General features: G+C 52.5%; 24 protein-coding genes, 1 tRNA gene and 2 pseudogenes. 18 read left to right on the top strand and 9 right to left on the bottom strand.

The window, feature by feature from the left end; all coding sequences use genetic code 11:
* Positions 1 to 44 precede the first annotated feature (44 nt).
* The gene (gene fadE / locus ACQE3Z_RS17150; protein WP_426974714.1) at positions 45 to 2,492 is read right to left on the bottom strand and encodes an acyl-CoA dehydrogenase FadE; all 2,448 of its coding nucleotides are present in this window, start codon (positions 2,490 to 2,492) and stop codon (positions 45 to 47) included.
* Positions 2,493 to 2,782: 290 nt separating this feature from the next.
* On the opposite strand from fadE, the gene lpcA reads away from it, so the two are divergent.
* Positions 2,783 to 3,364 (top strand): D-sedoheptulose 7-phosphate isomerase, encoded by a 582-nt coding sequence (gene lpcA / locus ACQE3Z_RS17145; RefSeq protein WP_084971004.1) that lies wholly within the window; start codon positions 2,783 to 2,785, stop codon positions 3,362 to 3,364.
* 156 nt (positions 3,365 to 3,520) lie between these two features.
* Positions 3,521 to 4,288 (top strand): class II glutamine amidotransferase, encoded by a 768-nt coding sequence (locus tag ACQE3Z_RS17140; RefSeq protein WP_426974713.1) that lies wholly within the window; start codon positions 3,521 to 3,523, stop codon positions 4,286 to 4,288.
* On the opposite strand, the gene dpaA is transcribed toward ACQE3Z_RS17140, so the two are convergent.
* A complete protein-coding gene (gene dpaA / locus ACQE3Z_RS17135; protein WP_426974712.1) occupies positions 4,259 to 4,996 on the bottom strand; it encodes a peptidoglycan meso-diaminopimelic acid protein amidase in 738 nt (245 codons plus the stop codon). The genes ACQE3Z_RS17140 and dpaA overlap by 30 nt on opposite strands.
* Before the next feature lie 255 nt (positions 4,997 to 5,251).
* Between dpaA and dinB the strand changes: the two genes are divergently transcribed.
* From dinB to ACQE3Z_RS17120, 3 genes are all read left to right on the top strand, one after another.
* Complete coding sequence (dinB, locus tag ACQE3Z_RS17130) at positions 5,252 to 6,307, top strand: DNA polymerase IV (protein ID WP_250651944.1); 1,056 nt, start codon at positions 5,252 to 5,254, stop codon at positions 6,305 to 6,307.
* Between the two features lie 316 nt (positions 6,308 to 6,623).
* On the top strand, positions 6,624 to 6,755 hold the full coding sequence (locus tag ACQE3Z_RS17125) for a hypothetical protein (RefSeq protein ID WP_426974711.1): 132 nt from the start codon (positions 6,624 to 6,626) through the stop codon (positions 6,753 to 6,755).
* A gap of 158 nt (positions 6,756 to 6,913) precedes the next feature.
* Entirely contained in the window at positions 6,914 to 7,516 is a 603-nt protein-coding gene (locus ACQE3Z_RS17120) for a hypothetical protein (protein ID WP_426974710.1), read from the top strand.
* Positions 7,517 to 7,590: 74 nt separating this feature from the next.
* Here the strand turns inward: ACQE3Z_RS17120 and pepD are convergent, their stop codons facing one another.
* Positions 7,591 to 9,045: a beta-Ala-His dipeptidase gene (gene pepD / locus ACQE3Z_RS17115; RefSeq protein ID WP_426974709.1), complete on the bottom strand. Its 1,455-nt coding sequence runs from the start codon at positions 9,043 to 9,045 to the stop codon at positions 7,591 to 7,593.
* Positions 9,046 to 9,298: 253 nt separating this feature from the next.
* Here pepD and gpt point away from each other — a divergent pair, with 253 nt between their 5' ends.
* The 3 genes from gpt (at position 9,299) to crl (ending at position 11,585) form a co-directional block, all read left to right on the top strand.
* Positions 9,299 to 9,757 (top strand): xanthine phosphoribosyltransferase, encoded by a 459-nt coding sequence (gpt, locus tag ACQE3Z_RS17110; RefSeq protein WP_085067843.1) that lies wholly within the window; start codon positions 9,299 to 9,301, stop codon positions 9,755 to 9,757.
* Between the two features lie 121 nt (positions 9,758 to 9,878).
* Positions 9,879 to 11,123, top strand: coding sequence for an esterase FrsA (gene frsA, locus ACQE3Z_RS17105; RefSeq protein ID WP_426974708.1), 1,245 nt, complete (start codon positions 9,879 to 9,881; stop codon positions 11,121 to 11,123).
* Between the two features lie 60 nt (positions 11,124 to 11,183).
* On the top strand, positions 11,184 to 11,585 hold the full coding sequence (crl, locus tag ACQE3Z_RS17100; protein WP_426974707.1) for a sigma factor-binding protein Crl: 402 nt from the start codon (positions 11,184 to 11,186) through the stop codon (positions 11,583 to 11,585).
* Positions 11,586 to 11,716: 131 nt separating this feature from the next.
* Here crl and ACQE3Z_RS17095 read toward each other — a convergent pair whose 3' ends face one another.
* Positions 11,717 to 12,829: a porin gene (locus tag ACQE3Z_RS17095; RefSeq protein ID WP_426974706.1), complete on the bottom strand. Its 1,113-nt coding sequence runs from the start codon at positions 12,827 to 12,829 to the stop codon at positions 11,717 to 11,719.
* Positions 12,830 to 13,073: 244 nt separating this feature from the next.
* Between ACQE3Z_RS17095 and proB the strand changes: the two genes are divergently transcribed.
* The 3 genes from proB (at position 13,074) to ACQE3Z_RS17080 (ending at position 15,621) form a co-directional block, all read left to right on the top strand.
* The gene (gene proB / locus ACQE3Z_RS17090) at positions 13,074 to 14,177 is read left to right on the top strand and encodes a glutamate 5-kinase (RefSeq protein WP_426974705.1); all 1,104 of its coding nucleotides are present in this window, start codon (positions 13,074 to 13,076) and stop codon (positions 14,175 to 14,177) included.
* A 10-nt stretch (positions 14,178 to 14,187) separates the two neighbouring features.
* On the top strand, positions 14,188 to 15,441 hold the full coding sequence (proA, locus tag ACQE3Z_RS17085) for a glutamate-5-semialdehyde dehydrogenase (RefSeq protein WP_426974704.1): 1,254 nt from the start codon (positions 14,188 to 14,190) through the stop codon (positions 15,439 to 15,441).
* Positions 15,442 to 15,545: 104 nt separating this feature from the next.
* Positions 15,546 to 15,621: transfer RNA gene (locus ACQE3Z_RS17080), tRNA-Thr, on the top strand.
* Positions 15,622 to 15,634: 13 nt separating this feature from the next.
* Here ACQE3Z_RS17080 and ACQE3Z_RS17075 read toward each other — a convergent pair.
* Complete coding sequence (locus tag ACQE3Z_RS17075; RefSeq protein WP_426974750.1) at positions 15,635 to 16,792, bottom strand: site-specific integrase; 1,158 nt, start codon at positions 16,790 to 16,792, stop codon at positions 15,635 to 15,637.
* The gene (locus tag ACQE3Z_RS17070) at positions 16,675 to 17,025 is read right to left on the bottom strand and encodes a helix-turn-helix domain-containing protein (protein WP_426974703.1); all 351 of its coding nucleotides are present in this window, start codon (positions 17,023 to 17,025) and stop codon (positions 16,675 to 16,677) included. The genes ACQE3Z_RS17075 and ACQE3Z_RS17070 overlap by 118 nt, the downstream gene beginning before the upstream one ends.
* A 141-nt stretch (positions 17,026 to 17,166) precedes the next feature.
* Between ACQE3Z_RS17070 and ACQE3Z_RS17065 the strand changes: the two are divergent.
* The 4 genes and pseudogenes from ACQE3Z_RS17065 to ACQE3Z_RS17050 all read left to right on the top strand — a co-directional run.
* Positions 17,167 to 17,928 (top strand): annotated as a pseudogene (locus ACQE3Z_RS17065) (VapE domain-containing protein); the annotation flags it as partial.
* A gap of 153 nt (positions 17,929 to 18,081) precedes the next feature.
* Positions 18,082 to 18,339: a hypothetical protein gene (locus ACQE3Z_RS17060; RefSeq protein WP_426974702.1), complete on the top strand. Its 258-nt coding sequence runs from the start codon at positions 18,082 to 18,084 to the stop codon at positions 18,337 to 18,339.
* 100 nt (positions 18,340 to 18,439) lie between these two features.
* Positions 18,440 to 18,619 carry a hypothetical protein gene (locus ACQE3Z_RS17055; RefSeq protein ID WP_426974701.1) on the top strand — a complete coding sequence of 60 codons (180 nt, stop codon included), beginning with the start codon at positions 18,440 to 18,442 and terminating at the stop codon, positions 18,617 to 18,619.
* Positions 18,620 to 18,964: 345 nt separating this feature from the next.
* Positions 18,965 to 19,138 (top strand): annotated as a pseudogene (locus tag ACQE3Z_RS17050) (transposase domain-containing protein); the annotation flags it as partial.
* 8 nt (positions 19,139 to 19,146) lie between these two features.
* Here ACQE3Z_RS17050 and ACQE3Z_RS17045 read toward each other — a convergent pair.
* Positions 19,147 to 19,563, bottom strand: a complete 417-nt coding sequence (locus tag ACQE3Z_RS17045) for a type II toxin-antitoxin system VapC family toxin (RefSeq protein ID WP_426974700.1) — start codon at positions 19,561 to 19,563, stop codon at positions 19,147 to 19,149.
* The gene (gene vapB, locus ACQE3Z_RS17040) at positions 19,560 to 19,790 is read right to left on the bottom strand and encodes a type II toxin-antitoxin system VapB family antitoxin (protein WP_426974699.1); all 231 of its coding nucleotides are present in this window, start codon (positions 19,788 to 19,790) and stop codon (positions 19,560 to 19,562) included. The genes ACQE3Z_RS17045 and vapB overlap by 4 nt, the downstream gene beginning before the upstream one ends.
* 442 nt (positions 19,791 to 20,232) lie before the next feature.
* Between vapB and ACQE3Z_RS17035 the strand changes: the two genes are divergently transcribed.
* Together ACQE3Z_RS17035 and ACQE3Z_RS17030 are read left to right on the top strand one after the other, a co-directional pair.
* Positions 20,233 to 20,610, top strand: a complete 378-nt coding sequence (locus ACQE3Z_RS17035; protein WP_426974698.1) for a RidA family protein — start codon at positions 20,233 to 20,235, stop codon at positions 20,608 to 20,610.
* A gap of 249 nt (positions 20,611 to 20,859) precedes the next feature.
* Positions 20,860 to 21,384, top strand: a complete 525-nt coding sequence (locus tag ACQE3Z_RS17030; protein ID WP_426974697.1) for a DUF523 domain-containing protein — start codon at positions 20,860 to 20,862, stop codon at positions 21,382 to 21,384.
* Between the two features lie 205 nt (positions 21,385 to 21,589).
* On the opposite strand, the gene lysC is transcribed toward ACQE3Z_RS17030, so the two are convergent.
* Entirely contained in the window at positions 21,590 to 22,951 is a 1,362-nt protein-coding gene (gene lysC, locus ACQE3Z_RS17025) for a lysine-sensitive aspartokinase 3 (protein WP_426974696.1), read from the bottom strand.
* A 627-nt stretch (positions 22,952 to 23,578) separates the two neighbouring features.
* Between lysC and ACQE3Z_RS17020 the strand changes: the two genes are divergently transcribed.
* A complete protein-coding gene (locus ACQE3Z_RS17020; protein ID WP_250651962.1) occupies positions 23,579 to 24,964 on the top strand; it encodes a diaminobutyrate--2-oxoglutarate transaminase in 1,386 nt (461 codons plus the stop codon).
* Positions 24,965 to 24,981 lie beyond the last annotated feature (17 nt).

The following is a 24,981-nucleotide window of genomic DNA, read 5'->3' as shown; positions in this document are numbered from 1 at the left end:
CGCAAACGTGACGCTTGCTGGGTAGTCTTTATTTTTATTCGCCCTCAGGCGGCTTCGCTTTTACGCTCATGCGTCTGATTCTGCTTTACCGGCTGGGTAGCCAGCGCATCCGCCTCAAACTCATCAACGTTAATCGAACGCAGGCGACTGGCTTCGGCACGCACTAAAACATCCGCCTCCTGCTGTGTGATCCACTCCTCCTGCAAGGCGCGCTGTGCCAGCTCATCAAGTCGGGTAAATGACAAATGCTTTTTCAACTGCTTGCAAAGACGGTCGTGAATCACTTCCGCAGCCATTACATCCTGTAGCGCCGCTTCCAGCTGTCCGGCAGGATTATGTTCGCTCGGCGTTAAATACTGACCGCGTCCCAGGCGAGAGCGCGTTGCGGACGGCGTCTGCAACAGTTTCGCTAACTGATGGTCCAGACGATCCGATGGCGCACGGCAGTGGCGGCCTGCCGGGAAAATCATCACACGCAGTGTGGCTGCAACCGCCGCGTTGGGGAAATTACGCAGCAGATCGTCAATAGCATTCTCTGCCTGATTCAGCGCATCCTGCACGCCCCAGTGCAGCAGCGGCAGATCCGCTACATTACGGCCTTCTTCGTCGTAACGTTTTAGCGCCGCCGAGGCAAGATAAAGCTGACTCAGAATATCGCCCAGCCGGGCTGAAACGCGTTCGCGTCGCTTCAGACTACCGCCCAGTACCGACATCGAAATATCTGACAGCAGCGCCAGGTTCGCGCTGATGCGGTTCAGATGCTGGTAATAGCGGCGGGTTGCATCGCGGGTTGGCGCAGCGCTGCCGTAACCGCCGGTAACACCCAGCCACAGGCTGCGAATCAGGTTGCTGCCGACATGTCCAATATGACTGAATAGCGCGCGATCAAACTCTGGCAGGTCGTTACGCTCTGCGGCGCCCATCTCACGCAGGATATAAGGATGACAGCGGATTGCGCCCTGACCAAAGATGATCATGCTGCGCGTCAGAATATTCGCGCCTTCGACGGTAATTGCGATCGGTGCGCCCTGATAAGCACGGGCAAGGAAATTGCTCTTGCCGAGCATAATGCCTTTACCACCAGCAATATCCATCGCATCGATAATGGCGCGCTGGCCGCGATGGGTGCAGTGATATTTAACTATCGCCGAGAGCACCGCTGGTTTCTCGCCCTGCATAATGCCGCAGGTAATCAGCGTGGCGGCGGCATCCATCACATAAGCGTTGCCGGCGATGCGCGCCAGCGGTTCTTCAATCCCTTCCATCTTCCCGATAGAAACCCTGAACTGGCGACGAATATGCGCATAGGCGCCCGTTGCCAGCGCCAGGCTTTTCAGGCTGCCGGTGGAGTTGGAGGGCAGGGTGATGCCGCGACCTACCGACAGGCATTCAACCAACATGCGCCAGCCCTGACCGGCCATTTTAGGCCCGCCGATGATGTAGTCGATAGGGACAAAAATATCGTTACCGCGCGTTGGACCATTCTGGAACGGCACGTTAAGCGGGAAATGGCGTTTGCCGATCTCAACGCCTGGCGTATGGGTTGGGATCAGCGCACAGGTAATGCCCAGCTCTTCGGTATCGCCCAGTAAATGCTCAGGGTCGGAAAGCTTAAATGCCAGGCCCAGCACGGTGGCAATCGGTGCCAGGGTGATATAGCGCTTGTTCCAGGTAAGACGCATACCCAGCACCTGCTGGCCCTGCCATTCGCCCATACAAACGATGCCGATATCGGGGATCGCGCCTGCATCGGAACCCGCTTCCGGGCTGGTTAATGCAAAGCAGGGGATCTCCAGGCCCTGTGCCAGACGCGGCAAATAATGCTTCTTCTGCTCATCGGTGCCGTAGTGCTGCAGCAATTCACCGGGGCCGAGCGAGTTGGGTACGCCAACGGTAATCGCCAAAATGCCGGATACGCCCGCCAGCTTTTGCAGCACGCGTGCCTGGGCGTAGGCAGAAAACTCCAGTCCGCCATACTCCTTTTTAATAATCATGGCGAAGAAGCGATGCTCTTTCAGGTAAGCCCACAGCTCCGGCGGCAGATCGGCCATTTCATGGGTGATCTGAAAATCGTTAGCCATACGGCAGGCCTCTTCCACCGGGCCATCAAGAAATGCCTGTTCTTCAGCGGTCAGACGCGGCTGCGGATAGTTGTGCAGTTTTTGCCAGTCAGGATTGCCACGAAACAGATCGCCTTCCCACCAGGTTGTGCCCGCATCGATCGCCTCTTTTTCAGTACGTGACATCGGTGGCATCACCTTACGGAAGGTGCGCAGCATGGGGGCAGAGACCATCGAACGACGCATCGACGGCAGGTTTAACGGCAGAAGTATCAGGGCCAGCGGAAGCAACAGCCAGGGCGTCCAGAGATCGAATAGGGCCATTGCTGCACTCCATAACAGCAGGATAGCGCTGCTGGCTGGAAGCGAAATGCGGTGCCAAAAAAGCGCGCCGATCAGAATCAGCGTCGCGACAATGCTAAGAACCATCATAATGAACCGCTCCGTAACAAGTAAGAGGTCTGACCTGTTGGTCTGGCTACAGGTTTAAAGCAGTTCTGTTTATTTAGCAATCTGGCAACAGAATAATTACAACCTGGCTCACATTCCATTCGCATCATTCGTCAAAGCATGAATTTTATCCCAGCCCGTTGTGGATTAAACCGATTATTACCCTGACAGCGCCCCGGTCTTTACATCTCAGCTTTACCCTGTAAGGCTTTGCGACCCGCTGGCATTTCGGTAAACTTGCGCTGACTCTTTCTCCTCCAAAGGACCTCCCTATGTACCAGGATATTATTCGTTCAGAACTTAACGAAGCAGCGGATACGCTAAATAAATTCCTGAGCGAAGACGCAAATATTCATGCGATCCAGCGCGCTGCCGTGCTGCTTGCCGATAGCTTTAAGGCGGGGGGCAAAGTGCTTTCCTGCGGCAACGGCGGTTCGCACTGTGATGCCATGCATTTTGCTGAAGAGCTGACTGGTCGCTATCGCGAAAACCGCCCTGGCTATCCGGCTATCGCCATCTCTGACGTCAGTCATCTCTCCTGCGTCAGTAATGATTTTGGCTACGACTACGTCTTCTCTCGTTATGTTGAGGCCGTAGGCCGTGCGGGCGATGTGCTGCTGGGTATTTCCACCTCGGGGAATTCCGCCAATATCATCAAGGCGATTGAGGCGGCGCGCGCGCAGGGCATGAAAGTGATCACCCTGACCGGCAAAGATGGCGGCAAAATGGCGGGCAGCGCAGACATCGAAATCCGTGTGCCGCACTTTGGCTATGCCGACCGCATTCAGGAGATCCATATCAAAGTGATTCATATCCTGATGCTGTTGATCGAAAAAGAGATGGAGAAAAAGTAACGGCGCACCAGCCGTTAACTTTGCCGCGTCAGCCCCGGCGCGGCTAATCCGAAGCAGCAGGGCGCTTGTCGCGTTCTGTTAACAAAAATGCTCTTCCGCTGCCAGTCTCCATTTGATTCGTTATAATCGTCACAAAACCGCGCCGGAGGCCTCTCTATGTGTGAACTGCTCGGCATGAGCGCTAATGTCCCAACTGATATTTGCTTTAGCTTTACCGGACTGGTGCAGCGCGGTGGTGGCACCGGGCCGCATAAAGATGGCTGGGGTATCACCTTCTACGAAAACAAAGGCTGCCGCACCTTTAAAGATCCGCAGCCCAGCTATAACTCGCCAATCGCGCGTCTGGTGCAGGAGTATCCTATTAAGTCCTGCTCGGTGGTGGCGCATATTCGTCAGGCGAACCGGGGGCAGGTGTCGCTGGAGAATACCCATCCTTTTACTCGCGAGCTGTGGGGACGTAACTGGACCTATGCGCACAACGGGCAGCTAAGCGGCTATCGCCAGCTGGAAACCGGTAATTTTCGTCCGGTAGGCGAGACAGACAGTGAAAAGGCGTTCTGCTGGCTGCTGCATAAGCTGGCGACGCGCTATCCGCGAACGCCGGGCAACTGGCCTGCGGTGTTTCGCTATATTGCCGAACTGGCGACGGAACTGCGGCAGAAAGGGGTGTTTAATATGCTGCTGTCAGATGGCCGCTATTTAATGGCCTATTGCTCGACCAATCTTTTCTGGATTACGCGACGTGCGCCGTTTGGTAAGGCGAAGCTGCTGGATCAGGATGTAGAGATCGATTTTCAGAAGCAGACCACGCCAAATGACGTGGTCACGGTGATTGCCACTCAGCCGCTAACCGGCAATGAGACCTGGCATCGTATTGCGCCAGGCGAATGGCAACTATTTTGCCTTGGAGAGCGCCAGGAATGACTGTGAAGCGGCGGGCGTGCCGCTGACCGGTGAGCCGTTCAGCACATACCTGCCGTTATTTACCGCTACCGTTGGCGGCTGGCGATGCTCTACAAAATACGCGTAGCCCGGCTGTAGCTGTTTCCAGAAACTGGCGTAATAAGAGTTCCGGTGACGCTGCATATTGCTTTCGGTCATGCGGAACGGATAGATACTGACGGCCACTTCAGGCTGACCGTTACGCAAAGCCGCGTTTACGTAGCTGAAGATCTCATCCATATAGGCATTTGTCATGGCGTAACAGCCAACAGAGACGCAGGCGCCGTGGATCATCAGGTATTTTCCGTCATAGCCCTGCTGGCGGTCGTACTGGTTAGGAAAACCAATATTGATTGCGCGGTAAAAACGGCTGTCCGGCTTAAGCTGGCTCTGTTTTACGCTGTAAAAGCCTTCCGGGCTTTTAAAATCGCCCTGACGGCGCTTTGGCCCAAGGCCGCCGGAAAAGTTACAGATGCGATAGCTATCGAGCAGGCGGAACTCATTGCCGATCTTGCCGTACAGTTCCAGCGTGCGTTCTTCTTTAAATATCTGAATGTAAACCGGCGTACCTAATAACTGCTTCTTTAACTCTTTGCTGACCGGTGCCAGTGGCTGAACTGGCTCAGGCGCGCTTGCCATGCTGAGGGCTGGCAGAAGAATCATCGCAAACAAAAGTGCGATTTTGCCCATTCTTGTTCCCTTGATGATGAGGGGGATTAAACTGCAACGCCCTGCGGCGTCTGTAACATGCATATAGGATAATTCCGCTATTGCTGCGCAACATTATCACTGTCTGTTTTTTTATCAAGATGCCAGCTAAGAAATAGCTGTTATTCCGGAGATGGCCCGCAAATTAACGTATGCCGTTACTGCATATTCATCGCGCTACGCCATTGAATCCCCTTAAGTTGGCTGTATACTTATCCAGTAATGGCGGAGGGGGCTATGCGCAAAATCATTCATGTCGATATGGACTGCTTTTACGCGGCGGTGGAAATGCGTGATAACCCCAGCCTGCGTGATATTCCGCTGGCCATTGGCGGCAACCGGACGCAGCGCGGCGTTATCAGCACCGCTAACTACCCGGCCCGTAAATATGGCGTGCGCAGCGCGATGTCCACCGCGATGGCGTTAAAGCTCTGTCCGCACTTAACGCTGCTGCCGGGCCGCTTTGATGCCTATAAAGAGGCTTCCGCCCATATTCGCGAAATCTTTTCACGTTATACCGCGCGTATTGAGCCGCTGTCGCTGGATGAAGCCTATCTTGACGTAAGCGACAGCCCGCACTGTCACGGTTCGGCAACGCTGATGGCGCGTGAAATCCGCCAGACTATCTCCCGTGAACTGGATCTTACCGCATCAGCGGGCGTTGCGCCGATTAAGTTTCTTGCCAAAATCGCTTCCGATCTGAATAAGCCAAACGGCCAGTATGTGATTACCCCGGATGAGGTGCCGCAGTTTTTACTGACGCTGCCGCTGGCCAAAATTCCCGGCGTCGGCAAAGTAACGGCAAAGAAGCTGGAAGATTTAGGGCTGCGCACCTGCGCCGATGTGCAAAACAGCGATCTGGCAATGTTGCTAAAGCGCTTTGGTAAATTTGGCCGGGTAATCTGGGAGCGCAGCCACGGGATTGATGAGCGTGAAGTGATTACCGATCGCGAGCGTAAGTCGCTCGGCGTTGAGCGCACACTGTCGGAAGATATTCATCACTGGGAGCAGTGCCTGGAGATTATTGATTTTCTTTATGACGAGCTGGAGCGGCGGCTGACGAAAATCAAACCGGATCGTCATATTGCGCGCCAGGGCGTTAAGCTTAAGTTCAGTGATTTTCAGCAGACCACGCAGGAGCATGTCTGGCCGGTGTTGAATAAAGAAGATTTGATTGCGGTAGCGAAAGAGGCATGGGAAGAGCGCCGCGCCGGCCGCGGCGTCAGGCTGGTGGGGCTGCATGTGACGTTGCTGAATCCTCAGCTGGAACGGCAACTGCTGCTGGGGCTGTAGGATGGTTAAGCCTTCTCACGCCAGAACTGATTTTTGAATACAGTATGTATCGATAAATAAACATAAAATGTGCTGCATGTAAAAGTAGCTGTTGTTATGTTCCTGCTGCTGACAGCCCCTGATTACTTTATCACGCGTTTAGAAAATTAAATTTGGTTAGCAGGCGTACTTCCTAACTTTGAATTTAACGCCCAAAGTAATATTTAATAGGCTAGCTATGTTCTGTGGTTTATTTTTATAGTTTATTATTGCTTTAGGATAATTTATCATTCATGCACCGCTAATCAGTTTTATCATGGAATGAAAGAGGATAATAATGAGTTTCACTGGCTACTCATCAGAAAAAAGCATGCTAAGTTATGATTTTGGTGGCATTTCTAACGCTGGAGTGAAAGCAGCAATGGAGGCGGGGCGTTACCCCAAACGTTTCCCCACAGAAGCTATTTAATGCCAATTACAAAGAGAATTATTAATTGCGATAAATAATACAGTAACTTTTTCTGGCAGTGGGGTGACAGGGACAATACGGAATCCGCAAAACATGGGGGTTAGCGCCAAATATGCCATATCTACTCTCCAGTCTTTCTCTGGTTTTTAAGGAATAAAATGTTATTAAAGATTTTCCTGGCACGCTTCCAGCGCTGTCGGGCAATTGAGCATGAGATCAAAAGTGCTTCGGTTAACAAGTTTTCAGCCCTGCAAGAAAAAATTAACGCAGAGATGAAGGATTCCGTCGGGATGTTTAATTTTGCGTTTCCGCTGGTGCTTAGCGCTTTTTTTATGATTATGAGCTTTGCTATAGTGCAGTTTTCACTATGGCAGGCTGTAACGCAGTGGCTATTATTGCCACCTGCCATGACCATGGTCTTTTTGGTGATTGGTTCGCTGATTTGCGGCATACTTTATGTAATGCCAGTGTTTATCATGTCGAAGGGGTTTATGGCCGGTGCCAGACTTCATCTGATATTGGCATATTTAACACTGCTAAGCGCCATTATATACTTTCTGAGTATGGTTATAGAGTGGATAGCTAGCGCGTTTACGGCATGGGGAGGAATTATTAGCGCCTCATTAGCGTTAATCTTTATTGGTCTTAGCCTGTTTATCATACGCACCGAGCGCTTTTACTCATCCCTGTTGTTTACACTCTATTGCCGAACGCTCAGAAAATTACAGGCCAGCGGCGTTAAACAACGCGCTATAAAATAAATTGCGTAAAAAATAAAAAGGCCAGAAATGCTCTGGCCTTTGATTTTACTGATTGCGACGCGTTCCAGACGAAATTACTTCGCCGGAATCACTTTCAGCAGTTCGGTCAGCAGCTGCCAGTAAAGCGCTACGCTGCCAATATGCACCTGCTCATCCGGCGAGTGCGGGCCGGTAATGGTCGGGCCGATGGAAACCATATCCATATCCGGGTAAGGCTTCTTGAACAGACCACATTCCAGCCCCGCATGAATGATCTGAATATTCGGCGTCTTGTTAAACAGGCGCTGATAGGTCTCACGCACCAGCGCCATGACCGGCGAGCTGGCGTCCGGCTGCCATCCCGGATAGCTGCCTTTTGCTGCACCTTGCGCACCGGCCAGTTCACACAGCGAGCTCAGCATTGTCACCACATAATCTTTGCCGCTGTCGATCAGCGAACGGATCAGGCAGTTGATTTTTGCTTCCTGCTCGGTCATGGAAACCACACCGACGTTCAGCGACGTTTCCACCACGCCTTTCGCCACGTCAGAGTTGCGGATCACGCCGTTCGGCGTGCTGTTCAGCAGGGCGATAAAACGATCGCGGCTGTCAGCGGTCAGCGCCGCGCCACCCGCCACCGGCTCGGTTTGCAGGGTGATATTCTTCTCAATCAGGCCCAGCTCGTTCTGCAGGGTCGCCAGATAGCCCATCGCCGCAGATTTCAACGTATCGATTTTTGCCGCTGGCAGAGCGAAGGTAGCGTAGGCTTCACGCGGAATCGCATTGCGCAACGTGCCGCCGGTAAAATCAATCAGACGCAGATCGTATTCACGTGCATACTGTGCCAGGAAGCGCACCAGCAGCTTGTTGGCATTGCCCAGGCCCAGATGGATCTCTGCCCCGGAATGACCGCCTTTTAACCCTTTCAGCGTCAGGCGCAACGTTTCGTAATCGGCAGGAACCGCTTCACGCTGCAGCGGCAGCGTAGAGGTAAAATCGATACCGCCGGCGCAGCCCATATAGATTTCACCTTCTTCCTCAGAATCGGTGTTAATCAGGATCTCAGCCTGCAGCCAGTTCGGTTGCAGACCGAATGCGCCGTCCATGCCGGTCTCTTCCGTCATGGTCAACAGCACTTCCAGCGGACCGTGTTGTACGCTCTCATCAGCCAGTACCGCCAGCGCAGAGGCCATACCAATGCCATTATCCGCGCCCAGCGTCGTGCCGCGCGCTTTTACCCATTCGCCATCGATCCAGGGCTGAATTGGATCTTTAGTGAAATCATGGGCCGTATCGTTGTTTTTTTGCGGCACCATATCCAGGTGCGCCTGCAGCGCTACCGGCTTACGGTTTTCCATGCCTGGCGTGGCTGGCTTACGGATCAAGATATTGCCGACCTGGTCACGGTCGCACCAGAAGCCTTTTTCCTTTGCCCAGGAGAGAATGTGCTGCGCCAGCGCCTCTTCGTGAAATGAAGGATGCGGAATGGAGCAGATTTTAGCGAAAATATCCCACAGCGGTTGGGGAGAGAGTTGAGACAATTCAGACACGACAGGTCTCCTGTGTCATCGGTGCGCGGCTGCGCATCATTGCGAAATTTCCAGTAATCGATCGCCGTCAGCGAATCTGACGTGATGGGGTGAGAATAACATCCTTTATTGTCTGCTGTGCAGTCGGGCGCGTTAAAATGCGGCAACCGCGCAATCCGGTGCTGGTTTTTAACGCGTCAGATCCTTATAATGCCGCGCAACCTTTTCCCATTGCATATTTTTTAGGCCAATTCGATTGGTCGGGATTCCTTTTATGAGCGAAAAATACGTCGTCACCTGGGACATGTTGCAGATTCATGCCCGTAAACTGGCTCAGCGCCTGCTTCCTGTTGAACAGTGGAAAGGCATTATTGCCGTAAGCCGCGGTGGTTTGGTTCCGGCTGCGCTGCTGGCGCGTGAACTCTCTATCCGTTATGTCGACACCGTTTGTATTTCCAGCTATGACCACGATCATCAGCGCGAAATGAACGTGCTGAAGCGTGCGGAAGGCGATGGCGAAGGCTTTATCGTGATTGATGACCTGGTTGATACCGGCGGCACCGCTCAGGCGATCCGTGAAATGTATCCGAAAGCGCGTTTCGTCACTATTTTCGCTAAGCCTGCTGGCGCGCCGCTGGTTGACGATTATGTAGTGGATATCGCACAAAATACCTGGATTGAGCAGCCGTGGGATATGGGCGTTGCCTTTGTTCCGCCGATCGTCGATCGCTGATTGACCTGCATCAAAACAACGCCCGGTTCGTCCGGGCGTTGTCGTTTCTGCGGGTCGCACCCTGGGGATGGGTGAAGTACACTGTAGTCTCGTGATTGCGCGGCGGCAGGAGAGCGACACCATGTCAGCAAAAAATCTCAGCGAAGAGCTATTCAAACCCCGATTTAAACACCCGGAAACGTCATCACTGGTGCGCCAACGGCATCACGTTACTTCGACCGTTCAATCCACGCTGGATGGTGAGAGCCATACCGGCTGGTATCGCATGCTCAACCGCCTGCTCTGGAGCTGGCGCGGCTTGCCGCTGATTGAGATTAGCGAAGTGCTGGCGCGGATTGCTGTCAGTTCAGCAGAGCGCACCAGCGAAGATCTGCTGGATACGGTCATTGGCTATCGCAGCGGCAACTGGATTTATGAATGGAGCAAACAGGCGGCGCTATGGCAGCAGAAGGCGATGGACGCAGGCGAAACGCCGGAAGCGGGCGAGCACTGGCTGCATGCGGTTAATCTCTACAGCCTGGCCGCGTGGCCACATATCAAAGGCGATGAGCTGGCCGAACAGGCGCAAACGCTGGCTAACCGCGCCTATGAAGAAGCTACGCTGCGTCTGCCTGGCGAGCTGAAAGAGTTATCGTTCCCGATTCAGGGCGGCGGCTCGATTACGGGCTTCCTGCATATGCCGCCTAATGTTAGCGCGCCTTATCCTACGGTGCTGCTATGCGGCAACCTTGATAGCCTGCAGATCGATCACTATCGCCTGTTTCACGATTACCTGGCACCGCGCGGCATCGCGATGTTGACGATTGATATGCCGTCGGTGGGTTTTTCCTCTAAATGGAAACTGAACCAGGATACCAGCTTTCTGCATCAGCAGGTGCTACGCGGTCTGGATGCGGTACCGTGGGTCGATCATACGCGCGTGGCGGCGCTGGGCTATCGTTTTGGCGCTAACGTGGCGGTACGTCTGGCTTATCTGGAAGCGCAGCGTCTGCGCGCCGTCGCTACCCTGGGGCCAATTGTTCATGCGTTGCTGGCTAACTCCGCTCAGCAGGAGCGTGTGCCGGATATGTATATTGATGTGTTAGCCAGTCGGCTGGGTATGGCACGCGCCACAGATGACGTACTGCGCACTGAGCTAAATCGCTATTCGCTGAAAACCCAGGGGCTGTTGGGACGCCGTACACCAACGCCAATGCTGGCAGGCTACTGGCAGAACGATCCCTGGAGCCCGGAAGAAGATGCGCGTCTGATTGTTAACTCATCCGCAAACGGCAAGCTGTTGCCGATCGGCTTTTCGCCGGTGTTGGGCAACTTCGATCGGGCACTGCAAACCATCTGCGACTGGCTGGTACAACAGTTGAAGTGATAAGTTGCTATTTTGCATTAGTTTGCTAAAACTGTTAGCTCATTTAAGGAGGTGTAAACCATGACGTTACCGAATGGACATCCACGAAGCCGGTTGCTTAAACGTTTTACCGCGCTGGGTCCCTATATTCGCGAGAACAAATGCGAAAATGAGCGGTTCTTTTTTGATTGCCTGGCCGTTTGCGTCAATGTTAAACCTGCACCGGAAAGCCGTGAATTCTGGGGATGGTGGCTGGAGTTGGATGCGCAATCCGATCACTTTACCTATCAGTATCACTATGGCCTGCACGATAAAGATGGCAACTGGAAGCCATGCGCTATCAAAGGCAAAGAGAATGAAGAGAAGCTGGAAGAGACGTTGCGTAACTTCCACGAACGCCTGAAGTCTACGCTGGCTGAACTGGAACTGGGGTTATTGCCTGCTGAAGGCGCTAATGAACAGACGCTTAAGTTAACCGCCTAATCAGTCGTTTTTACAAAGAAAAGGGCAGACGCGAAGTCTGCCCTTTTCTGTATTATTACCGCATCAGGCGGCCCGCCTTCTGTTGCAGCAATACCGGTGTATTCAGAAGGCTGACCGGATGATGCCGAATATCAGAACTGGTAGGTCATACCCACTGCAACGATATCGTCAGTGTTGCGGTTCAGCGTGTTGTCATCATCCAGCAGGTTGATTTTGTAATCCACGAATGCGGACATGTTTTTATTGAAGTAATAGGTCGCGCCGACGTCAGCGAACTTATGGTAATCCGCATCACCGATGCCGCCTTCAATATCCTTCACCTTGCTCTGAACATAAGCCAGCGACGGACGCAAGCCGAAATCAAACTGATACTGCGCTACGATTTCGATATTTTGCAGTTTGTTAGCGTAGCCGCTGATATCTTCTACGGTGCCGTTAACGTTAACATCATTGCCGCTAATCGGGTTCATATTACGGGTTTCAGCGTAAGTGGCCGCCAGATAAACACCGTTGTTGTCATACTTAATGCCGGTTGCCCAGGCTTCGGCTTTCTCGCCACCGCCAAAGTCGCTGTTTTTCTGATTCAGCGTACGGTTAGAAGAAGAGACCGCGCCTTTAAGGCTCAGGCTATCGAGGATTTTATAAGAAAGCGATGCGGCCATGCCGTCGCCGTTAGAGACGCCGTCGCCGCGTGACGAGCTTTCATTTTTGCCCTGATATTGCAGCGCAAAATCCAGGCCATCTACCAGACCAAAGAAATTGCTGTTGCGATAGGTGGCGACGCCGTTAGCGCGGCTCAGCATGTAGACATCAGCGGATGTATATGCAGTGGCACCAAATTCCGGCATCATATCGGTGATGGCTTCAACATCATAAATCAGGCCGTAGTTACGACCGTAATCCAGCGAGCCATAATCCGTGACTTTAATCCCGGCAAAGCCCAGACGCGTTTTATTGCCTGCGTTAGAGTCGCTTTCTGGGTTATTAGCGTTGTACTGATATTCCCACTGACCGTAACCGGTCATGATTTCGTTAATTTGCGTCTGGCCTTTAAAGCCGATACGCACATAAGATTTGTCGGCGTTGCTGCTGGCATTGGTTTCAGCATCGCTCATGTAACGCATTGCTTTCAATTTGCCATAGAAATCCAGCTTGTTACCGTCTTTATTGTACACTTCTACTGCCTGCGCTGCGGTGCTCAGGGTCAGGGCGGATACCAGTAGTGCCAATGCGCTCTTTTTCATTTGTTATTAATCCCAATGAGTAAAAAAATGTACCGCTCGGAAAACTCTTATGACTGCGGAAACGTTTTTACCGGGATTTGATGAATGTTTTATGAAGCTTTTCCGCTTTTATTGTTAAACGCGAACTTTTGGTCTACGCGGTTGTCAGGCATTTTCCAGGCTTTTCCCCTTAGTGCCTGTTGGCATCCTTGCCCACTCCTGATAAAAAGTCCTTTCAAAGACATTTTTACTACGGCAGGAAATCATGAGCGGCAGTCAGACCTTAGTGGTCAAACTGGGTACCAGCGTGCTGACCGGCGGATCGCGTCGGTTAAATCGGGCACATATTGTGGAGTTAGTTCGTCAGTGCGCACAGCAGCACGCGGCGGGCCATCGAATTGTGATTGTTACCTCTGGCGCAATGGCTGCCGGACGTGAACACCTGGGTTACCCGGAACTGCCGCCTACCATCGCCTCAAAGCAGCTGCTGGCTGCGGTGGGGCAGAGCCGTTTGATCCAACTGTGGGAACAGCTGTTCTCTATCTATGGCATCAATATTGGTCAGATGCTGCTGACGCGGGCGGATATGGAAGATCGCGAGCGCTTCCTTAACGCACGCGATATGCTGCGTGCGCTGCTGGATAACAATATCGTGCCGGTGATCAATGAGAACGATGCGGTGGCGACGGCGGAAATCAAAGTCGGCGATAACGACAACCTGTCGGCGCTGGCAGCGATGCTGGCCGGTGCCGATAAGCTGCTTTTGCTGACCGATCAGCCGGGGCTGTTTACTGCCGATCCGCGTCATAATCCGCAGGCATCGCTTATTAGTGATGTGCATGGCATCGATGATGCGTTGCGCACCATCGCTGGCGACAGCGTTTCCGGCCTTGGCACCGGCGGCATGGCAACTAAACTACAGGCGGCGGATGTCGCCTGCCGCTCCGGCATTGAGGTGATTATCGCGGCGGGCGGCCGTCCGAACGTTATTGGCGATGTGATCGAAGGCAAACCGGTGGGTACGCGTTTTCATGCGCAACAGTCGCCGCTGGAGAGCCGTAAGCGCTGGATTTTTGGTGCGCCGCCTGCCGGTGAGATTATTATTGACGACGGCGCGCTGTCGGCGATGCTGGAGCGCGGCAGCTCGTTGTTGCCGAAAGGCATTCGCGAAGTGAGCGGCAACTTTTCACGCGGCGAAGTCATCCGCATTCGCAGCCTGTCTGGACGTGATGTGGCGCATGGCGTTTCACGCTATAACAGCGATGCGCTGCGGATGATTGCCGGTCACCACAGCCAGGATATCACCGATATCCTGGGTTATGAATACGGTCCGGTTGCCATGCACCGCGACGATATGATTGTCAGCTAAGGAGCCTTCAGTGTTAGAAGAAATGGGTAAGGCGGCCAAAGCGGCCTCATATCAGCTTGCCACGCTGAGTACGACGGAGAAAAACCGTGTGCTGATGACTATTGCCGAACAGCTGGAAGCGCAGAGCGCGGAGATTCTGGCGGCTAACCAGCAGGATCTGGCGGATGCGCGTAATAACGGAATGAGCGAAGCGCTGCTGGATCGTCTGATGCTCAATCCCGCGCGTCTGAAGGGGATTGCTGATGATGTGCGTCAGGTTTGTCGGCTGGCCGATCCGGTAGGGCTGCTGATTGACGGCGGTCGGCTCGACAGCGGTTTACGCATTGAGCGCCGTCGCGTGCCGCTGGGCGTGGTGGGGGTGATTTACGAAGCGCGCCCGAACGTGACCGTGGATGTCGCCTCGCTGTGCCTGAAAACCGGCAACGCGGTGATCCTGCGCGGCGGTAAAGAGACCTGGCGCACCAACGGCGCAACGGTGCGCGTTATCCAGTCGGCCTTACAGCAGCACGGTTTGCCAGCAGGCGCGGTGCAGGCGATTGAAAGCCCTGACCGTGAGCTGGTTAATCAATTGCTGAAGCTGGACCGCTACGTGGATATGCTGATCCCACGCGGCGGTGCCGGATTGCATAAGCTATGCCGTGAACAGTCAACCATTCCGGTGATTACCGGCGGCATCGGCGTTTGCCATATCTATATTGATGTCAGCTATGAGCCGGAAGCGGCGCTGAAGGTGATTGTTAATGCGAAAAAACAACGTCCCAGCGCCTGTAATTCGGTGGAGACGCTGCTGGTTAACGAAGCCATTGCCGGCGCTTTTCTGCCTGCGCTGAGCCAGCGTATGGCGCAGGAAGGCGTGAAACTGCATGCCGACGCGCTTTCGCTGCCGCTGTTGCAGCAGGGCCCGGCAGCAGTGGAAGCGGTGAAACAGGGCGAATATAACGACGAATGGCTGTCGCTGGATTTAAATGTGCGGGTAGTAAAGGATATGGACGAGGCGATCGCGCATATTCGTGAGCACGGCACCCAGCATTCCGATGCTATTTTGACGCGCAATACGCGCACCGCTGAACGCTTTGTTAATCAGGTGGATTCTTCAGCGGTATATGTGAATGCCAGCACCCGCTTTACCGATGGCGGTCAGTTTGGTCTGGGCGCGGAAGTAGCAGTAAGTACTCAGAAACTGCACGCTCGTGGCCCGATGGGTCTGGAAGCGCTGACCACCTATAAATGGGTGGCTTATGGTGATGATACGGTGCGTTCATAGCTTAATTTGCTATAGCTGATGATAAAACCAGCATACGATGCGGCGCCTCTTGACTCAGGCGTCGCTTTTTTTTAACGTTACAGCCCGTAGCACCTCTCCGGAAAGCCGATATAGCTCAGTTGGTAGAGCAGCGCATTCGTAATGCGAAGGTCGTAGGTTCGACTCCTATTATCGGCACCATAAAATCAATAAGTTACATCCCATCAGTACCATCCCTTAACTCCATGTGGGACAGATTTGGGACAATCCTTCCGAAAATCGCATCAATCTGCTTCGCGTGTTCGGTCAGATGACTGGGTGCCAGGTGCGCATAACGTCGAACCATTTCGATACTTTCCCAGCCTCCCATTTCCTGCAGAACCGATAATGGCACTCCAGCCTGAACCAGCCAGCTCGCCCATGTGTGTCTCAGGTCATGGAAGCGGAAATCCTCTATCCCTGCCCGGCGAAGTGCGGCTCTCCATGCGGTGTTTGCGTCGTAACGCATTTTCCTTACCGTTGGCACTTTCGACCCGTCCGGTCGCGCGCTGCTTTCCTGATAAACAAAAACCCATCGATGATGGTTGCCGATTTGATTTTTCAGCACCTCGCATGCAGTATCGTTCAGCGCTACGCCAATAGCCCTGTTTGACTTACGTTCCTCCGGGTTTATCCACGCTACCCGGCGCTGCATATCGATTTGCTGCCATTCCAGATTGATGATGTTCGACCGCCTCAGTCCTGTTGCCAGTACAAACCTGACTACGGATTTAAGCGGCTCCGGGCATTCATCAATCAGCCTTTTCGCCTCGTGCGGTTCCAGCCAGCGGATTCGTTTGTTCTTCGGCTGCGGAACCTTCAGTACCGGCGCTCGGTCCAGCAACTTCCCATCCCTTTCTGCTGTCCTGAGCAGCGCCTTTATGAAGGCAAGATGCGTGGCCCTGGTCGCTACAGATGCGGGTTTCGGCACATACTCCGGCACTGGATTACCTCTTTTCTGTAGCGCATCAGCCTTCATCTTCCAGTTCTCATGATGACGCCGGTTCGGCATGCGCTGTATAGCGTTGTAAATGTGGTTCTTAGTAAAGTCCTTCAGATGCATCCCTGCAAGGTGCTGGAGCCAGAATCCGATCCGGCTCTTGTCGTCATCGAGTAACTTCTTATTCGCTCTTTCTTTCAGCCAGCGCACGCATGCCTCTCCAAACGTTACGGCCGGAACTTCACCCAGTTTGCTGACACGCCATGCTTCGGCCTTCAGCTTGTCGTGAAGCTCGCTTGCCTGCCTTTTGTCCTTTGTCCCAAGAGACTGCTTAAAGCGCTTGCCGTCTGGCGCTGTGAAACTGGCGTACCATGTTTCACCCCTACGGAAGATGGACATGATGATTTCTCCTCATATGCACCTGCCGCGCTCACGGCGACAGTGTGCAACGGATTATTGAGAGCGGCAATACATGCCTGGCGGGTGACGAGATAGGGTGACTTCGTTTTGGACGGGTCTTTGCGTGTTGCTGCCAGGCGTCCCGATCGTATCCAGTTGCTGGCCGTGGGTCGGGAGATGCCGATAAACGCGCAGGCCTCATCCAGGGTAAGCGCGTAAGCTTCCATAGATGACCTCTACAGGTAGTTGAATATTGCTCTTGCGATGATGATCGCAATGATGGTGATGAGAAGGTGGAGTGTGGTGATCATGCGTAGCGAGGCCCCAGTACATGCCTTAACCACCACCTGCGCAGCATGTACAAGGTTATGGTGCCGATCCTGGTTGGCGCTCAGGGCTGTGGCAAATCGTCCGGTGTTGCGGCGCTGGCACCCGCGCCGGAATTTTTCACTGAAATATCGTTTACTGAACGCGACGACGATCTGGCGCGCAAAATGCGTGGCCGGCTCGTTGCGGAGATTGGCGAGCTGCGCGGGCTGAATACCCGCGACCTGGAAACGATAAAAAATTTCGTCACGCGTACACATGAGCATTGGGTACCGAAATATCATGAGTTTGCAACGCAGTTCCCGCTCAGGCTGCTGTTTATCGGCACGACAAACGAGCCCGAGTTTTTCAACGACACAACCGGCAATCGGCGCTGGCTGCCTGTTGACGTGCAGCGGTCGGTCGATGTCGCCGCGATACAGAGCGATTTGACGCAGCTATGGGCGGAGGCGCGGGAGGTGTTTAAACATGACGGAATCCAGTTCCGCGACGCGGAGCGGCTGGCGGGCGGTGTGCATGAACAGTACACGATACGCGACGCGTGGCAGGAGACTGTTGAGGCGTGGCTCGACACGCCAGATCTGATAACGGGTAACATTCTGCGAAATCGCGAATTTTTACGCGCCAGCGATGTGCTGCATGACGCGATTGGGCTGGACGCGTCGCGAATCAGCAAGCGCGAGGAGATGCGAATTAGTAATGTTTTGCAAAGCCGCGGATATTTACGCGTTCAGCGTCGTATCGATGACGTAAAAATGAGGGTTTTCGAGCCAGCGTCCCAGCCTGTCCCAACCTTGAAATAGAGGTTGTGGTTCTGTAATTATATGATTTATAGGGTTATTTACAACCGTTCCAACCTTTTTCCCAGAAACCCCATTATATATATAAGGCGCTCAGGGGAAAGGTTGGGACAGGTTGGGACACCCCCGGATACGTAAAATTTTACAGGTAATGAAATGCCAGTGATTGCGACAATAAAAACTGACTGGTTCCGCGTCATTTCAGATATCAACCGGCAGGGCATATCACTGAAAGAGATCGCGCGGGAGCTGGACGTATCGAAATCCGCTGTTATCGGCTGGCGAGCCGGTGCAGAACCCGGTCACGGTAAAGGCGAGGCGCTGAGCGAATTCTGGCAACACGTCACGCAGCGACCGCGCGACGACCTGCCCGTCAACGTCACCGGCAAGCGGTTTGTCTATTTCAGTAAATAAGATGATTTACCGCATGTAAACATTTAAATAACTGAAATTGATTTGTGTTGCTTATGTATCGTACGGAATATGGAATTCCTGTTTAATAAAGGAGATAGGTATGAAACTATTAACTACGACAGAAATCAAAAAAGTTTCCGGAGCTGCTGGCGGATTTTATGAGGGATCTGTTAGTTGGCAATGTGCGTTCAATGCAGGTTTTTTGATGATTTCCCCATTCGGCGGGCCGTGGGCAATAGCGGGCGCTGCGGTCGGCGCAGCAACAGCGTGTCTCAGTTAATTGGCCTGTCCAGTGCTGGATAAACTCATTGATATAGAGCGCAAATCGATATTATTTACGCATGCACGATATAATATTATCGCATCGCTAATAATTTCTGTGCTATTTGCCGTTAGCATGTTCTGTGTTGAGAACAAAACTTGGTTGGTTTTTTTTACAGCTTTGCTGTTGTTTTGGGAGCGAGTATTGATATTAAAAATACATGCGCTAAAAAAACAACGTAGTAATTAACTGAAAAAAATCAAATTAAAAGCCCGTTAAATGCGTAATATCAGTTAAGGATCACTTGAACGATCCTACCGCTGTGTGAAAATCCGTAATTTCCTTGAGATTACGGATTTTTTTATGTTACTGAGTCAGGCGCTTGATGCCGTTCTTAAATTCACTCCTAAAGAATTTGCTGCATTGTCCGATTTGCTCTCACCTGAGCTTATCGATGAGTGCCTGGCCGATAAGGGCGTCGTGACGATTCGAAAGCGCCGTCTCCCCATGGAGATGATGGTCTGGGCCGTGGCCGGTAACGAACGTCAGCGAACCCAGTCTTCCAGTGTCAGCCCCGGCACCCGCGCAAATTCCCGCACATTATTTGTGACCAGCACGGCGCCGGTGGCGATGGCATGCCCGGCAATCGCCGTGTCGTTCGGATCTATCGGCGTACCGGCCAGCCGCAACGCGACCTGAATGTCCGTGGTGGCGTCCACTGCGGCGCGGTCCCAGGGCAGGATGGCATCAAGGCGGGCGCAGAATGCATCGACCAGCTGGATGTGGCGTGGCGAGGACTTCGGGCCAGTGGCGCCGAAGCGCATTTCGGCGTAGGTAATGGCCGAGACCACGATGCGCTGGTTGCGCAGCACCGCCTGCTCCAGGCGCTTAAGTACGGCTTCCGGCCGCTCACGCATAATGAACGAGCAGATACAGGTATCGAGCATATACATCTTGTTCATAAATCAAAACGTCCTTCGTCGCTGACAACGTCCTCACGCTCTGGCATAAAGTCCGGATCGGCCTTTTCCAGCTGCGCGAACGAGCCCCAGGTCGGCCGGACGGGACGCAGGATGATGCTGTCTCCTTCCCGGACGATCTCCAGCTCGCTTACTCCCTCGAAATCCAGATCTCGGGGCAGACGGATGGCGCGGTTGTTGCCATTTTTGAAAATGGATACGGTTCTCATGTACTTTCTCTCCCAGCAGATAGATATGTGGTGCATATCCGGAATGATGTTCAGGGTACCGGGTATGCGCATATGCTTAGTATAGGCAGATGCGTTGCCTATGTATATGTCCAGCATATGTAGATACCCAGGATATGAATGTGCATGATATATGTAGATGTAAGGCACATGGATATGTGTGGTAATGCTTACTTCTCTCTTTTTCCGGTCAGATCCGAAAAAAGGCGGAACCGGATCTGCCGGTCATGATGTAAATATCCCGCATAATCGTGCCATTCACATTCAGAGATCCTCCGTCATTCTTATCCTGCCAATGAAGGAGGTCGCTATGCCTAAAGCCCGCTTTACTGAACATCTGATCATCGCTATATGCATGAAAGTTGAGCAGTAACAGAAGAATGATAAGATTGTTTCCTGTTCCTTTTCAAAAAAGGAAGCCTGCATGAGTAAAGTGATTCGGAAGAATTATCCTGAGTTAGGTGAGGTAAAGGCGCCCTACGTCCACTCAGTAAAGCATGATAATACGCTGTATATTTCGGGATTGACTGCGTTTGGCACGGCCTCTCAAAACGCAGGCATTACCGAACAGGCTGAAGAAATCCTCAGCCAAATCAGGAAAATCGCCAGCGCAGAAGGCACTGATTTTTCGGCGCTTCTTAAGGTGACCATTTTTATAACTTCTTTTGAAGAAATTAACGACCTGCGTAAGGTTCTCTACCAAAATTACGGTGAACACTTACCTGCCAGTTCTCTTGTTGAAGTCAGCCGTCTTTTTTCACCTGATCTCAAGATTGAAATTGAGGCCGTATTTGGTCTCTAATCTATTGCTTACAGCCAGGCAGCTATAGCCGTTCGGCTTTATGAGCATGTACCAAAATCAGCAACAGACCTTGCGTACATAACGGCGTGTTACTTAACGGGGAGCAGGTTACTACCAATCACACAACTTGCCACTGCAGTGCTGCTGCCTGGTAGACTAGCCGCTGCGTTCTTGAATGGCTGGCAGGTCAATGTATAAAGTTGAAGTATTATAATCCACGCGTTCTTTTGCCCTAATTTTACAATAACGATGATAAATAAAATCCTGGTAAGTGCCTGCCTGATGCGCTTCAAAGTCCGTTATAACGGAAGTGAAAAAGCAAAAATGGTCGCTCAGCTGGTGCGTTGGCAACAGGAGCAACGTCTGGTGATCCACTGCCCTGAACTGGCGGCCGGGTTGCCAATACCACGCCCCCCGGCAGAGATTGTTTCTGCTGATGGTAAAGATGTGATGCAGGAGCGAGCCAGAATAATAGAAGATACGGGACGGGACGTGACTGAGCATTATCAGCTTGCAGCCTGGTTGGCACTCCGCACAGCACAGGAGGCTGGTTGTACTGCTGCATTATTAACTGACGGCAGCCCAACATGTGGTAGTCAGTTTATCTACGACGGCTCTTTTAGCGGCCAGCGTAAGCCAGGTATGGGAGTCGCGGCCTCACTACTCATTGAGCATGGTATCGCAGTGTTTTCTGATACACAGGTCGCTGAGCTCGTTGCCTGGATTGAGGAGAGGGAAAACCGAATCCCCATTAATGATGGAGTTGTTGGATAACATTGGTTTGCTGTATCGCTGACTTAGCTGACTTAGCTGAACGATGCCAGGTTCTTGATGAGTGCCAAAGGCAAACATTTCTCGCACCGCGATAAGTTCATGAATCAAAATTAGTTCATCGATATAGCGACGCATGGGGAGCCGTTTCATCCCATGCGCCCACTATGTTGCCCGTGCTATCGGGCTTTGTGCGAGTCGGGCAGCGTTATTCTAACAGACCCCGGTGTAACGCTTTGACCGCGCTGTCTGCGAATTCCGCCGGAAGCAGGAAACAAAGAGTATGGCTGGACGCGCCGTGGCAGATCATGCGCACCGGGTGTTTTTCCAGTTCAGCAAAAACCTCTTTGCACACCGCAGTGGCCTGAGAGAGTGCGTTGCCAATCAGCGAGACGAGCGCCAAACCGGACTCGATTTCGACATGGCAGTGCGGCGACAGCTCGCTAAGCAGCGTAGCGGGCAGCATATCCGCCTCACCTGACGTTGAACTGGTGGCATTGAGGATCAGCGCGATACTCTTTTCCGAGATGGTCACCAGATCGGTCGCTATGTCGTGACGCGACAAAATCCCAAATATTTCAGCTAAAAAGCGGTGGGTGGGTTGCGCATTAATGCTGGATAATTTCAACAGCGTCTGCTGGCGGCGCACGGCCAGGGCGCGATAACGCGCTGGCTCCGGCACATCGCGGCAAACCAGCGTTCCGCCCGCTGATGGATTGTTGCTGGCGCCAACAAAAACCGGAATGTTTTTGCGTATTGCAGGCAGCAGCGTTGCCGGATGCAGCACTTTGGCTCCAAAGGTCGCCATTTCGCTGGCTTCAGAGAACGAGATGTTATCAATACGTTTCGCCTGGGCGACGATCCGGGGATCGGTAGTATAGATCCCAGCGACATCGGTCCAGATATCCACACGTGAGGCCTGTAGCGCCTCTGCCAGCAGGGAAGCGGTATAATCACTGCCGCCGCGACCGAGTGTAGTGGTTTGCTCTGCCGTATCGCTGCCGATGAAGCCCTGTGTCACAACCAGCGCCTGTTCAATACGCGGGCGTAAATGTTTTTCTGACAGATCTGCGATCGCGTTTATCGCCGGTGCCGCACAGCCAAACGTATCATCGGTGCGAATAACTTTGCGGGCATCAAACCATTGCGTTTCCACACCCTGTTCACGCAATACTTCCACAAACAACAGGGAAGACATCAGCTCCCCATGGCTAACTAACTCATCGCACAGCGCGGCTGAACGGGAATCGACAGCTATTTCAGCCAGGCGGCTAATATTGTCCAGCAGATGATCAATCTGCTGACTAACAGCTTCTGGCTGTTTCAGGCGTGAAATAATGTTGTATTGCAGGGCGCGCAGGGTTTCAATTTTGTCCAGCCGAAGGCTGCTTTCCAGACCGGAAGCAAGGCCAACCAACAAATTAGTGACGCCTGCAGAAGCAGACAATACAACCAGACGAACGTTTTTATCAGCAAGGACGAGGGTAGCGCTACGGCTCATCGCGTCAAAGTCAGCAACGCTGGTTCCGCCAAATTTGGCAACGATGATGTGTGGATAAATGCGAGTCATAACAATCTCATATCAGGGCGCCATAATCATATGGCATGAAAATTTTCATTCTCGGCATAAGGGAAGTGCTCTTCGCCTTACGAAATGTCCGCCCGCGAACATTTCTGTTTAAAACTCAGGATTCTGCTCCTGCTGTCGATAACCTGTATTGCCACTCACGGGTTACCGGGTATGATGCGGATTAATGGTTAAATAGTTATTTCCTTTTTTTCGTTTTAGGATTTTTAAGGCGGGCATAGTAAGTGAATAAATCCGCTGAATCGATATTTTCCTTAACATTTATAGTAAGTGGATGGGAAGTATCACTATTTTTTTTGCGCTTTGCGGGCAGGATTTTCCGTTAATAACATTGTGGCAACATAAAAGGCCATAAATGTTAAAGATATAGCGTTGTATACAATGCAGCCGATAATAGGCTTACACAGACCTGGTTACAATTTATACTGAGCGAATCTTGTTCAAAAATAAGCTTTATCATTGATTTTTAAAGCAAATGATATAAAAAGCCCACACAAAATATAAGATTGAGAACGCTGCTGAAAAAACATATATTAGCCGCGTTTTTTTTACCCCCCTTAAACTTTTATCCAACCCGGTGTTAAAACGACCCCAGGTTGTAGGAGAGATATGATGACGGATAAAGTCCGTATTGATTCTTTGAATGCTAATTCATTACCGCAAAGCAATGAAACCTTTTTAGCCAGACAAGCTGAGTTTGAATCCAACGTCAGAAGCTATCCACGTAAATTGCCGTTAGCGATTGCTAAAGCGCAGGGCGTATGGTTAACCGATGTTGAAAATAAACAATATCTTGACTGTCTTGCGGGCGCAGGAACGCTGGCGCTGGGCCATAATCATCCTGATGTGATTCAAAGCATCCAAAGCGTCATTACCAGCGGCTTACCGTTACATACGCTTGACCTGACCACACCATTAAAAGATGAGTTCTCCGCTTATCTGCTCTCTTTGTTGCCGGGTCAGGGGAAAGAATATTGCCTGCAATTCACCGGGCCTTCCGGCGCAGATGCCGTTGAAGCGGCGCTGAAGCTGGCTAAAAAAGTAACCGGGCGTTCTGGCGTGATCAGCTTCTCCGGCGGTTATCACGGTATGACGCATGGCGCGCTCTCCGTGACCGGTAACCTGTCGCCGAAAGAAGCGGTTAACGGCATGATGCCGGAAGTGCAGTTTATGCCTTACCCGCACCAGTACCGTTGCCCGTTAGGCATCGGTGGCGAAGCCGGTGTGAAAGCGCTGACCTACTATTTTGAAAACCTGATCAACGACGTTGAAAGCGGCGTGCGTAAACCTGCTGCCGTTATCCTGGAAGCCGTGCAGGGCGAAGGTGGCGTTAACCCGGCACCGGTCGAGTGGCTGCAGCGCATCCGTAAAGTAACCCAGGAACATGGCATTCTGCTGATTCTTGACGAAGTACAGGCGGGCTTTGCCCGTACCGGCAAGCTGTTCGCCTTCGAACATGCTGGTATCGAACCGGACATCATCGTGATGTCTAAAGCGGTAGGCGGCGGTTTACCGCTGGCTGTGCTGGGCATTAAAAAACAGTTTGACGCCTGGGCGCCTGGTCATCACACCGGTACGTTCCGTGGCAACCAGCTGGCGATGGCGACCGGCCTCACCACGCTTAAGATCCTGAAAGAAGAGCGCATTGCTGATAAAGTTGCTGAGAAGGGCGAGTGGCTGAAAGGCAAGCTGGCTGAAATGCAAAAACGTTACCCGGTTATCGGTCACGTACGCGGTCTGGGCTTAATGATTGGTATCGAGATCGTTAAACCGCATGAAGCGCAGGATCACATGGGTTGTTACCCGGCGGACGGCGAACTCAGTGCGCTGTTGCAGAAGAAATGTTTCGAAGCGGGCCTGATCCTCGAGCGCGGCGGCCGTGGCGGTTGCGTACTGCGTCTGCTGCCGTCGCTGCTTATCAGCAATGCCGAGCTGGAGATTTTCCTCGATAAGTTTGAAACCGCGCTGCTTGGCGCTGGCGTGAAGCCTGTTTAATCGGAGCAAATGAACGA

This window comes from Pantoea sp. FN0307 (genome assembly GCF_050113815.1).
Classification (GTDB): domain Bacteria; phylum Pseudomonadota; class Gammaproteobacteria; order Enterobacterales; family Enterobacteriaceae; genus Mixta; species Mixta alhagi.
The sequence above is the reverse complement of the archived record's forward strand: the minus strand, read 5'-3'. Positions and strand labels throughout refer to the sequence as shown.